Annotated in this window: 12 protein-coding genes and 1 pseudogene; 12 read left to right on the top strand and 1 reads right to left on the bottom strand. The window is 43.6% G+C overall.

What is annotated here, in order from left to right; all coding sequences use genetic code 11:
* Window positions 1–119 precede the first annotated feature (119 nt).
* Entirely contained in the window at window positions 120–2,414 is a 2,295-nt protein-coding gene (locus NW213_RS00955) for a TIR domain-containing protein (RefSeq protein WP_007843082.1), read from the bottom strand.
* 282 nt (window positions 2,415–2,696) lie between these two features.
* Between NW213_RS00955 and NW213_RS00950 the strand changes: the two genes are divergently transcribed.
* The 12 genes and pseudogenes from NW213_RS00950 (at window position 2,697) to traK (ending at window position 12,499) form a co-directional block, all read left to right on the top strand.
* The gene (locus NW213_RS00950) at window positions 2,697–3,521 is read left to right on the top strand and encodes a ParA family protein (RefSeq protein ID WP_007843084.1); all 825 of its coding nucleotides are present in this window, start codon (window positions 2,697–2,699) and stop codon (window positions 3,519–3,521) included.
* A 27-nt stretch (window positions 3,522–3,548) separates the two neighbouring features.
* The gene (locus NW213_RS00945) at window positions 3,549–3,947 is read left to right on the top strand and encodes a hypothetical protein (RefSeq protein ID WP_007843085.1); all 399 of its coding nucleotides are present in this window, start codon (window positions 3,549–3,551) and stop codon (window positions 3,945–3,947) included.
* Window positions 3,948–3,950: 3 nt separating this feature from the next.
* Entirely contained in the window at window positions 3,951–4,568 is a 618-nt protein-coding gene (locus tag NW213_RS00940; RefSeq protein WP_007843086.1) for a hypothetical protein, read from the top strand.
* A complete protein-coding gene (locus NW213_RS00935; protein WP_007843087.1) occupies window positions 4,550–4,984 on the top strand; it encodes a hypothetical protein in 435 nt (144 codons plus the stop codon). Before NW213_RS00940 ends, NW213_RS00935 begins: the two co-directional genes overlap by 19 nt.
* Before the next feature lie 66 nt (window positions 4,985–5,050).
* Window positions 5,051–5,407, top strand: coding sequence for a DUF4134 domain-containing protein (locus tag NW213_RS00930; RefSeq protein WP_007843088.1), 357 nt, complete (start codon window positions 5,051–5,053; stop codon window positions 5,405–5,407).
* 12 nt (window positions 5,408–5,419) lie between these two features.
* Window positions 5,420–5,710 carry a hypothetical protein gene (locus NW213_RS00925; protein ID WP_005649295.1) on the top strand — a complete coding sequence of 97 codons (291 nt, stop codon included), beginning with the start codon at window positions 5,420–5,422 and terminating at the stop codon, window positions 5,708–5,710.
* Window positions 5,711–5,725: 15 nt separating this feature from the next.
* Window positions 5,726–8,560 carry a TraG family conjugative transposon ATPase gene (locus NW213_RS00920; RefSeq protein WP_007843090.1) on the top strand — a complete coding sequence of 945 codons (2,835 nt, stop codon included), beginning with the start codon at window positions 5,726–5,728 and terminating at the stop codon, window positions 8,558–8,560.
* The gene (locus NW213_RS00915; protein WP_007843092.1) at window positions 8,554–9,300 is read left to right on the top strand and encodes a hypothetical protein; all 747 of its coding nucleotides are present in this window, start codon (window positions 8,554–8,556) and stop codon (window positions 9,298–9,300) included. Before NW213_RS00920 ends, NW213_RS00915 begins: the two co-directional genes overlap by 7 nt.
* A gap of 65 nt (window positions 9,301–9,365) precedes the next feature.
* A pseudogene (locus NW213_RS00910) lies at window positions 9,366–10,019 on the top strand (hypothetical protein).
* A 25-nt stretch (window positions 10,020–10,044) separates the two neighbouring features.
* The gene (locus NW213_RS00905; protein ID WP_373920432.1) at window positions 10,045–10,695 is read left to right on the top strand and encodes a DUF5045 domain-containing protein; all 651 of its coding nucleotides are present in this window, start codon (window positions 10,045–10,047) and stop codon (window positions 10,693–10,695) included.
* A 60-nt stretch (window positions 10,696–10,755) separates the two neighbouring features.
* Window positions 10,756–11,883, top strand: coding sequence for a membrane protein (locus NW213_RS00900; RefSeq protein WP_007843097.1), 1,128 nt, complete (start codon window positions 10,756–10,758; stop codon window positions 11,881–11,883).
* A gap of 19 nt (window positions 11,884–11,902) precedes the next feature.
* Window positions 11,903–12,499 carry a conjugative transposon protein TraK gene (gene traK / locus NW213_RS00895; protein WP_005649285.1) on the top strand — a complete coding sequence of 199 codons (597 nt, stop codon included), beginning with the start codon at window positions 11,903–11,905 and terminating at the stop codon, window positions 12,497–12,499.
* Window positions 12,500–12,510 lie beyond the last annotated feature (11 nt).

Genomic DNA, 12,510 nt, shown 5'->3' with positions numbered 1-12,510 from the left:
CCATTTGACTTTACGACCATATTTCTGATTCATTACTTGCAAAGCATTGAGTAATAATCGGCTATTTATAAAATTGTTTTACCTGTTATTGACAATAACAGGTAAAACAATTTTATAAATCAACATTCTTCAGGAAAAGATTCTTCCTTAAATATTATTGATTGGTGTAATTTAAATGGCTGAGCAGCTCGTTTCACATTAATAGAATTTGGGAAAATAGACAAAGCATTATTAATTAACTTTATCATATCAGATGGACTATCATGAGAAACAAAATATCTAAATTCTATGTCCATAGCTGTATATAATTCTTCTTGCTTATCAGAGAGATTCTTTTGCATTGCAGCCATAAGATGTTTCAACATATCTACATCTTCTTTTATTAATGGAGTTTTACGAACAAGACATCTAAAATATCCATGTATTTGATATGAATTTTCAGGATTATTCTCATAATTTTCTTTTGCAAGGCCCAATGCTTGTTCATATTTTTTTTGAGCTAACAAAGCCGTAACCTTTTCTCTCTTAGCACGTTGAAGATTTGGAGACTTTTCAAGCGCTTCGTTGAAGCATTTTTCTGCTTGAGAATATTCCATAGCATTCCGATGATAGAATCCTCTAAGAAAAAAATAATCTGTACCTCTAAAATGTTGTACTTCTTCAAAGAAACGTTGTTTATTTGTTGTTCTTGCTAATGCTAAACAAAGCCAATATCTTAGTTCTCTCTCTTGATCGGGGAAATAATTATGAACATCATTCAAAACCAAATCACATAATTTAATTACTTGTTTATAATCCTGATTATTATAAATCTCCATGACTGAGGTAACAACTACCGAAGGAATCAGAAAATCTTCAGGCTTGCCTTTTCCTGACAATATCTGCCTTTTTTTGTCATATAAATATACAGAAACATCTTCTGTAATGTTAGAAGATGCGATTTTTTCTTCTAAAACTTCATTAAGTAAATTATCTAGATCATAAGGTAATTTGATATGACATCGTTTGATATAGTCGCTTAAGTAATGATCTAGACGGAAAAATTGTTCTTGAGGCCCGAAAACTGAAACAATGCCAAAATCAATCATTTCATCCATTTTTTCCATAACCTCTATAATTCTTTCTTCAAAGATATTTTCTAAAATCTCATAACTTACAAAATCTAATTTTGAAAGAATAATCAAAATATGCTTTGATTCTTCATCTTGAAAAAAGTGTTCAACCATGGGATTGATTTGCATATCTCCCCAAGAGATCAAAGTATTTATATCTTTTTTTACAAATGCCAAAGGCTTGCATGATAATGCTTCAACTGCTTTTACTAGTTGAGATGGAGACAACAGCAGTTTTCCGACAAACCATTTGACATCCTCTTCGCTAATATCCGTCAAATTATATATACGTAAAAGACTATAAAAAAGTTTGAGCCTGTCTTTTGAATCTAAAGGGCTTAAATTTATATGTCCAAAAAAGGGATGCTCTATTTCTGAGAAAGAATCTAATATTTTATGACTTTTAATAAACAATCCTAGTTTATTTGCTATATTAGATTTCTCAACAAGATCAATTAACCAATCAGCTAACTTTCTATTAGGCAATACACATGACAAATCATCATTAATCGATATTACTGAATTTGTATTAAGTAACTCATTGACAAGATTTGCTGCAGAACTGGTCTTTTCAGATGTATTTCCTCCTAGAACAGTCATTAATTGCGTCTCGTCATATGTCCTTGTAATGAGGTTTAGTTGTATAATAAAATTTTCAATACCTTCTTTATTCCCTAAGTTTATATAAAATGGGGTTGATTCAGCATCATACCCACCTATTTTATCAAGACATTTAGATATAAACATATCTTTACCAACTCCATCTCTTCCAGATATAACAAGAGCTCTAAGATTCATTCCTCTAGCAGATTGGTAAATATTTTCAAAATTATCTATATCTTTATTCCTTCCTACCATCAAAGTTTCCAATTGCTTTCTTTTAGGATTTTTTGACCAAATAATCCTTCTGAATTTCTGTTCTATATCATGAGCTAAAATTTTACAACTTTTAAATTTCTTTAAATTGAAACATTTATCTTTTTTCATCCATTCTGGACATTCTTCAATAGAGAGATTTTCATCTATAATAAATGGCCAAAAACGTTCAAGACATCCTGGTTCCAATTTTTCCCTAACATACCTAATTTCTTCTTTCACCCATTCTGAACTTAACGATGCTTTTGATAAAAGAAGTACAAAAACTGTTGATTTATCAATTTTATCATATATCTCATTAATAGTTTGATATGCTGAGTTAAAATTATAACAATCAACAATACAATAATCACGTCCTAATATTTCCACTAAATCTAAGACAAATTGCTTCTGTTCACTGCTATGTGAAATAAATGCTTTTATCATAATTTCCTATTTTTACTAATTATATTTCTCAAAGATATAATTTTTTATGCAATAAATAATTTACAATTCATTTTTTATTGATAATCTAATATTTATGATAAACAAACAATTACAATAAAAAAGAACACTTTGTGTAACTTGATTAGCTTAGTTGACTAAGCAATCTGAATAATATTAATTATAATAGTTTGGTTTATACAACCCAGATCACAATTGTGTTGCGCATTTCTTATCTGAATACTTTGGTTAATACTTTTGTCACAAAATCAATCAATACTTGAAATGATACAGACTCCGGTTATAGTGACATTTGCCAATCAGAAAGGAGGTGTAGGAAAAACTACCCTTTGCGTAACCTTTGCCAACTATCTGGTAACAAAGGGCATAAGAGTTGTGGTCATAGACTGTGACTTCCAGCACTCCATCATGAAGTGCCGAAAGGCTGACATCAGAAAATACGGCGAACAAGAAATGCCATACGAGGTATGGGCATACGAAGCCAATAACAAGGCAATGATGACTTCCCTTATGGAGAAACTGCACAACGATCCTGAAATTGACGTTGTGCTTATGGACTCTCCAGGCAGTCTGAAAGCGGAAGGGCTGATACCCATGTTCGTCAACTCGGATATCATTATTGTTCCATTTCATTATGACCTGGTAACCGTTCCGTCCACGGCCAGTTTCCTCATGTTTGTTGACCGGCTGAAAAAGGCTGTCGGTGAAAGGATGAAAGCAAGACTCTTCATCATTCCCAATCTGAATGACGGAAGAATCGGCAAGCGTTCCGAACTGCTTATCTGGGACAATGCAAGGGATACCTTCTCCAACTATGGATATGTCACAGCGAAGATTCCCAAACGTGCGGACATGGAACGGTTCAGCACCATGGCGGCACTGGATATGCAGGCTACTATCATTACACCGGTCTTTGATAAGGTCTATCAGAGTATCTTCGATACACTTCAACCGATAAGGGAAAAAGAACTCAAAGGCATACAGCTGACGGAAAATCTGAATCCCAAGCCTAAGAAGAAAAAGAAGGCACAGCCGTCTGATGAAGCTTCACAGGACAGTAACGAAAATCAGAATAAAGAACCAGAATAATCAGTAAACTTCAATAACCATAGCACTATGAGTAAGGATATACCGGAAATAGAAGACCTGACAAGAGGTATCAATGATTCAGAACTTATATTGACGCAAGATTCCGTAGAAACCCAGGTTGAGCAAAAGGAAAAGAATAATGAAGCACAGGAAAAGGATAATGCTGTTTCCCTTTCGGATACAGGATGCTGGGATGACTTCATGGAATTCCTTCAATCGGACGGTTCGGGAACGGACAAAACAGAAAGGCTCGTCTGCAAACTCGACCGTGACCTTGCGGATTCGCTGGACGACTGCGATATACATGGCAGATGCCGCTCTGACCTGGTGAATGCCATCGTAAGGGCATTCTTCAAGTCATATCTGCCACGTCTGGCAGAATACAGAAGGGAAAAGAAATCGTTGTTTAACAGTTATAATCTGTAGGATATGAAAAAGACAGACTGGACTGACAGGATGCTGGCCGCTCTTGTCGAACTGTATCCGGTAGAGACCACAGCCTATACCGCTGCCGTTCTCAATCTGAGCGAATCGACCGTCAAGCTGAAAGCCCGTGAGCTTGGACTTGTAAAAATGGCCAAATCCAGATGGATGGAGCGTGCCGACTATATCAGAAACCATTTCCATGAGTGTTCCTTCTCTGAGATAGGGAAAGCTCTCGGCATTACCCGGATGAGTGTCGGACGCATAGCCGCTACAATCGGACTGAAACGCAGCAGTGAAGAAAAGCACCTGATTTCCTCACGTATCCGTACTCAGATGGTAAAGAGGGAAAGACGGCGTATCGTCTTCGGACTGGAACCCATAACCGATATCCGTGTCATTTCAAACAGGGCAAAGGTAAGGGTACGCTCAAACATGAAGTCAAACGGATACATCATCAGTGAGGAACACAACGTGATTTATTATACCGGCACTACGGAACGCAGGGAACGTCTGGAAAGCCGGGGCATCAGACTGGGACTGCATATCCTTCCGCTTCCGGAGGACAGTTCCGCTCTTTCTTCCAACATCATATTACAACAGCCATGCAGTACGGACAGATAGTATTCCTTTTCTTCGTGGCAATGGTATTCTACTATGCGGCAATGATTTTCATGGACTTCCAAAGGGCAAAGGCCGCACAGAATGCTGAGCAGGACAACCATAAAGAAGAGGACATAGACATATCGGAAGAGGCACGAAGCTTCAGGCCGATAAGAATAAACCGGGATGAACCTGAATCCAAAGAACAAAGTTCAGAACAGAGTAATACGGAGAATCCCGAACCTGAGAATGAAAATACAGATTCTGACGGTACAGAGAAATCTGCATCCCAATCAGAATCTTCCAGACACGTTTACCGGGAGGCCATCATGACTGACGGCATTCTGGTTGAGAATATCATTCAGGAAATAAACCGGCTGGCAGAGACCGGTACCAGTGATCTCGGTGCCGTTATCTTCAGCTGTGAGAATGCCTGATATATATACCGTTCCTTTAGTGACATCTGTTTCTTTGGCGATGAAATCATTTAACATTATTCAGAAATGCAGATAATAAAGAAAAGTGTCCGGAATCTTACGGAGCGTTTCATCGGATCAAGTTTTGGACAGAAGTGTGTGGTGGCGGCAATTGCACTCGTTATTTCCACATCAAACGTAATGGCAGGAAGCAAGGGTGCAGCAGGTTTTACCAAGGCCACTCAGGAAGTCAGTTCCTACCAGACTCCGGTATCGAACCTGATGAAGGCCATTGCTGCCGTTATCGTTCTGGTCGGTGCCTTCAACGTCTATTTCAAAATGCAGAACGGAGACCAGGACGTAAAGAAGACCATCATGCTTACCATCGGAGGCTGTATCGCATTCATCGCACTTTCGGAAGCTCTCCCGCTGTTCTTCCAGTAATCCTTTCCCGGCATGACAATGAATCAGGAAGGATACCCTGTGTTCAAGGGATTGCAGAAGCCGCTGGAGTTTATGGGCATACGCGGCCGTTTCCTCACTCTGGCAGCGGCAGCCATAGGCGTATCATTCGTAGGCTTCATCGGTTTCTCAATCGCTTTGGGAAAGGTTGCAGGGTTCATAGCCATGATGGTCATGGCACTGGTGGGACTGATAACCATCTACATCAAACAGCGTGGTGGACTCCACAACAAGAAAAGGGCAAGAGGCATCTATATCTACAGAAGCCTTAGAAAAGAACAGTAAATCACTTTATACAGTATGGCACACAAAAAGAAAAGAATATTTGACGGACTCTATGCGCAGCTGGAGGAGACGGACGGCAATGTCGTGCTGTTCTCGGCCAGAGGCGAGCCGTCCGTTATCTTCGAGATTACCAATCCGGTCCAACAGCTCTGTACGGATGCGCAGCAGTACATGCTGTTTCATGACGTGCTATCCAATATCCTTCAGACCATCGGTGAGGGATATGCACTGCAGAAGCAGGATATTCTGTGCAGACAGGCATATCACCATGACGTGCCGGATGATGCGGAATTCCTGACAAGAAGCTATTTCAGGTACTTCGAGGGAAGGGAGTTCACAGAGATAAGGACTTTTCTTATTCTCACCCAGGAGGCTCAGAGAAGCCAGTTCATTCAGTATGACCCGAAGAGATGGCTCGATTTCCATGCCAAGGTATCAAAGACGGATGATATTCTGACGGAAAAGCATATCCGGCACAGAAAGCTCGGCAAGGAGGAGGTCAGCGAATACTGCCACCGTTTCATGGCATTCCAGTTCCGGCACGGACCGTTCTCGATGACCAACTTCAAGGCTTCAGACGAATATCTCAGGATAGGTGACCGGATTATCCGTTCCTATCCGCTGGTGGACATTGACGAGATTAATCTTCCTTCCATGGTAAAGCCGTACACGCAGATGAACATCAACGGATACGGAATTGCAACCGACCTGCTTTCTTTCCTTACCGGTGTCCCCTACTCGGACTGTGTGGTATTTAACCAGGTCATTCAGATACCGGGACAGAGGAAGCTGCTGCGAAAACTTCAGGCCAAGGCGAAGCGTCACGGTTCCATGCCGGACCCGAGCAACCGTATTGCCAGGGCTGACATTGAGGAAGTGCTGGACAGGCTGGCCGTTGACAGTACCATGCTTGTGTACTGCAACTTCAACATTCTGGTGAGCTGTCCGCCTGACAAGGTTACTCCGGTAACCTCCTTTCTGGAGACAAAGCTGTACGAGTGCGGCATCATGCCGTCAAGGACGGCCTACAACCAGCTGGAGCTTTTCATGGACAGTTTTCCCGGTAACGGCTATGCCTTCAACCCGGACTATGACCTGTTCCTGACGCTTTCGGATGCTGCCTTGTGTTTTTTCTTCAAGGAGCATCTGAAGGAGTCTGAGGATACACCGCTGACCACATACTACACTGACCGTCAGGGACTGCCTGTCTGTATCGACATTACCGGCAAGGAAGGCAGGAAGAAAATGACGGACAATGCCAACTTCTTCTGTATCGGTCCTTCAGGTTCCGGCAAGTCCTTCCACATGAACAGTGTGGTACGTCAGCTGCTGGAACAGAATACGGATGTGGTCATGGTGGATACGGGTGATTCCTACGAAGGTATATGCGGATATTACAAGGGTACATACATAGCCTACTCGAAGGAGAAGCCCATTTCCATGAATCCGTTCAAGGTCACGAAGGAGGAATATGAACTTAATTTTGGGGAGAAGAAGAACTTCCTCAAATCGCTGATATTCCTGATATTCAAGGGTAACGCATTTCCTACAAAAATTGAGGACATGCTGATAAACCAGACCATCGTGGAATATTACGAGGCCTATTTCAATCCGTTTGAAAGGTTCAGCGACAGTGAGCGTGAGGCATTGAGGCAGAAACTGCTGGTAGCCGCCAAGATGGAGGATGACTATGAACAGTACACGCACAGCATGGAGGACATCGACAGGCAGATAAATACGGAAGAGGTTCAGGAGAAGGCTGAAAGCCGTGCCCTGCTGCTGCCTTCCGAAGTACGCCGTCTGAAGCTGATACGACAGTGCCGTTCACTGACTGCTCTGATCAATGATGAAGCGGCCACAGAATCGGAAAAGGAACGTGCACTTGCTATCATAGAAAAATATAAAAGGGAACTTTATAACAATTCCATGCTGATTAAGATTGACAGGCAGATTGACCACATGGAGGAACAGAAGCGCAGGCTGAAGGTTCAGGAACTCTCGTTCAATTCCTATTACGAGTTTGCCCTGGAGCGCATTCCGCAGATTACGCAACTGGAGAAGATAAGTTTCAATATACATGATTTTGCGGCCATACTGAAACAGTTCTACCGTGGCGGCGAGCTGGAGATGACGCTGAACTCCGACCTGGACATTAACCTATTTGACGAGCGTTTCATTGTGTTTGAAATAGATAAAATAAAGGATGATCCGGTGCTTTTCCCGATTGTGGTGCTGATTATCATGGACGTGTTCCTGCAGAAGATGCGTATCAAGAAGGGACGGAAGGCTCTTATCATTGAAGAGGCATGGAAGGCAATAGCGTCACCTACCATGGCGGAATATATAAAGTATTTGTATAAGACCGTCCGGAAGTTCCATGGAATAGCCGGTGTGGTCACACAGGAACTTAATGACGTGATTGATTCTCCTATCGTGAAGGAGGCCATCATCAACAACTCGGATGTGAAGATTCTGCTTGACCAGACCAAGTTCAAGGACAGGTATGAGGATATTGCAGCCATTCTGGGACTCACTGACATACAGCGTCAGCAGATTTTCACCATCAATGCGCTGAACAACCATGAGGGAAGAAGCTACTTCAAGGAGGTGTGGATTTGCCGGGGACAGCACTCGGATGTGTATGGTGTGGAGGAAGCACCTGAATGCTACTGGGCATATACTACTGAACGTACCGAAAAGGAGGCACTGAAAATTTATCTTGCCCGGTACGGTACGCTGCAGGAGGCCATCACCCGTATTGAGGAAGACCGCAAGGCGGATGGAGGGCTTCTGTATCTGGAATTTGCAAGAAAAGTCAACCAACATCAAAAAGTTATGTCACTATGGTAAGAACAGTATTAAGAATCATATCGGTTATAATGCTTTCTGCATTTGTCTGTATTAATGCACATGCTGCCTGGAGAATCGTATTCGACCGTAACTGCCTGAAGATTGTCATGGCCAATACCGCTTCACAGAAACTTATTGAGGAACAGCACAACCAGCGTGTGGATACCATTGCAGCCAAGAAACAGAAGGTAGAACTCTATACGGTAAGCATGGCTACCATGAAGGAAATCTACAAGTTGAGCATGGAGAACATATCCGGCTTTGGTACTGAAAGTCTTTATTATAAGGAAATAGGCCTGTGCGCTTTGGATATTCTGCGAAATGTTCCGGTACTTGTCAGCACGGTAAACAAGGCCAAATTTTCAAACAGGCTGCTCTGTCTGAACGAACTCGGCAATCTTGTAGCGGAAACCCAGCAGCTGGTCGGCAACTTTGTCAATATCGTGAACAATGCCAGGATTCCCAATCCGTTGCAGGGACAGGCAACTGCTGAGAAAAAGAATGACGGCTACAATCTGCTTGACAGGTATGAAAGGCTGACACTGGCCAACAACATCTATACTGACCTGAACAGGATACGCTACAAGGTGGAAGGGATGGTTCTGATGGCACAGTATGCCACTGCAAACGACCTCTTCTTTGCCATAGATCCTGAAGGATGGGCAAATGTGGTGACCATGAAGAATCATGTGGGAAATCTTGTACAGGACTGGAACGGCCTGGTTGCTTCAAATTATTAACCCTTAATATGTATGTGTCTGTCATGAGAATCAGGAATATAAGTATCATATCAGCCTGTATTATAATGCTGTTGCTGCCTGTAAAGGCTTCCGCTTTCATAATACCCAAAGACCTGCCGACCATCGAAGCACTCATTGCCCTGCACAAGGCCATAAAGAAGGACGAGGACAAGGCTCTTACAAGAGTGGCCACAAGCTATGGCGAGCAGTCGCTCATTGAGAAGGGTGCGGAAAAGTTCAATGATGTCCGGACCACTCTGGATACAAGGCTGAACAATGCCTATTCGTACCTGGTACTGGCCGGTGCCATTTCTTCAACGGCCAACTCACTGTATCAGCTGGTAACGGAATACAAGGACTTTACCGGTAATACTTTCAGTCATGTATCGAAGAAGCCTTTCGTGGCATGGTATTATGCCGATGCCAACGTGGCAATATCAAGGGAAATACAACACTGTTACAGACTGTATGCATCCGTGGCCGCTTCGGGTATAAACCTGATGAAGGCTTCCATGGATGAAAAGCTGAATCTGGTAATGACACTGAAGGCTTCCATAGACAGGGCAAGGTACATCATAGATAATGCCAATCTGTACTGTTTCCTTGTTACGGACTGCGGATAGAAGCCGGACTATATTTGGGAGATACTGAACTCCAATGTGAAGAATGAGATAGCTGAGCGTGTAATCAACAAATGGAATCAGGGATATGCAGGTTAGAATTATGTTATTGTGCCTGTTCTGCATGTCAGTTTCAGGTACAGTCACTGTTGCCAATGCCCAAAGCATAGTCAGTGACAGTGAAAAGCAGAAGCAGTGGAAGTCTATGGAAAACGGTCCGTGGGATTTTGCTCCTGACTGGTATTACTTTTTCCTGCATAAGAAATATTCCGGTGCGGAAATGTACTGGAAATGGGACTGGTTCAACTCCGGATTCCGTGTCCGTTTCAAGGAACCCAAGTCTGATGTAAAACGTATCATGCCGGTGCGTGTGACTGCCGAAGAGACGCAGAGACAGAAAATCAAAAAAGTGGAGAGTGAGCGCAAATATATCGAGGAACTGTATAAGGAAGAACTGGCAAGGGAAGCTGACAGAAATGTTGACCTGATGTATGCCACTTACAAGGACGAGTTCAACCGTATGCAGGACTGTATCACGGACGGACTGCTCTACTGTATGCAGAAGAGTAACGGCAAGCTCCGCTATCAGGTGGACGAGCTGAGCCGCCAGAATGAAATACTCTGTGCGGATATAGCCTATATACACAAAACCGGTGTCGGTTATGGGCTGGAGAACGCCAAGCGGCAGAAGGCATACGAGGAAGCCAAATCCAGGATGGCAGAACTGGTCAACAGGACTGCACATCTTTGTGCCGTTGCTGCAACACACTATTAGACACTCTCTATAATTGATAGTAATTCAAGTAATAATATTAAACAAATAATATAGTCAATCATGAATTTACTGTTTATTCCGCTGACAATAGGCCTTCCGGCTATTGACGAAAGTCTGGAAAAGCTGCTGACGGCCATGGAGACATTTCCCAATGTGGCCGTTCTCGGTGATGCCGTTTCAATGGCAAAGGCTCTCGGTCTGTGCCTGGCCCTGTGTGTCGGTTCATACGAATGCTGGATGATGATGCTCGGAAGGCGTGGTATGGATGTCATGAAGCTGTTGCGTATCATCGGCATTTCCCTGTGTATTTCATCCTCTTCATGGATATGCTCGGCTCTGCAGGTTCCGGGAAAGAGTCTGGAATCCGCTACATGGGCTATGGCCAAGGCAAAGAACAAGGAAGTGGCGGCCTTCGAGCTGAAGGTGGCACAGAAACAGAGTGAATATCTCGACAGGCTGAGAACCGTGCAGGACTCCATAGCCACGGCAAAGCAGGTGGCCGAAATCGGTCAGAATGCTGCCTGGTGGGACAAGCTGATATATAATGTGGAGAATCTGGGCTCGACCATCAACAACTACGCACAGAGGGCTGCCGTGGCGGCTGAGACGAAGGTCAGTGAATGGATAAACGATGTAATACGCTTTGTCGGAGAACTGATTTTCCAGATGTCGTATTACGGGATGCTCGTGGCACAGAGGATTTTCATGGCCATCATGATGATATTCTGTCCGATCATGTTTGCCCTCTCGCTGGCACCGCCATGGAACTCGGCCTGGAGCCAGTGGATGTCCAAGTTCCTTTCCCTCTCGTTATGGGGATTCGTGACCTATATGTGTATCTATTATATAGACTTCATCCTTCTTTATAACCTGCAGCAGGATCTGGTGGCATACGACCATCTGCTTCATGGCTCGGTAAACTCATGGGAACAGATTGGCGCACTGGGACTGCAGGGAATAGGCTCCAACTGTATGTATGCCATGGGTATGCTCGTGGGTGCCTATATCATACGCTTCGTTCCTGAAGTGGCATCATGGCTGATTCCGGGAGGTGTAAGCTCGGGTACGGGTTCCGTTGCCGGTTCGGCTGCAATGGGTATCACCACTACTGCAGGTGCCATGGCCGGAGGTGCGGCAGGTTCTGCCATGAGAGGAACAGGTTCGGCTGTCAGGTCATTAGTCAAATAACTTCAAATCTTTTTACAATATGCTTATTGAATCCCTTGCACAGAAAACCAGACTGGCCATGATGACGGTATTTGCGGTAATCGGAGGCTGCACCGTCATCTGTGCCTTTACTGTCTGGTGCTGCATTTCACTTGTCAACGAGGAAAGGCAGCAGATTTATGTACTTGACGGAGACATTCCGTTTCTTGCCGAGCGTGCACGGCTGGAAGCCAACTTCACCATGGAGGCCAAGGCGCACATACAACTGTTCCACCAGTATTTCTTCAATCTGCCGCCCGACAACGACTATATCAAATGGACGGTAGGGAAAGCAATGTATATGGCTGACGGGACTGCGCTGAAACAGAAACAGGCCATGGACGAGAACGGTTTCTACTCTGACATCATTTCCTCTTCGGCTGTCTGTACCATCATGTGTGACTCCATTCAGTTTGACGAACATGAACGGAAGTTTACTTATTACGGTACGCAGCTTATCAAGCGCAGGACCAGGGACATCAGACGCTCGATGGTGACAACAGGTTACATCGAGTCCGTACCGAGGACAAGGAACAATCCGCACGGTCTGCTCATTACCGGCTGGAGGACTCTTGAAAACAGGGATTTGGACTATTGATATACTGATAA

The sequence above is a fragment of the Bacteroides sp. ET336 genome (genome assembly GCF_024733815.1).
Classification (GTDB): Bacteria; Bacteroidota; Bacteroidia; order Bacteroidales; family Bacteroidaceae; genus Phocaeicola; species Phocaeicola cellulolyticus.
Note: the sequence above shows the minus strand (reverse complement) of the source record. Positions and strands in the feature narration are given on the sequence as shown.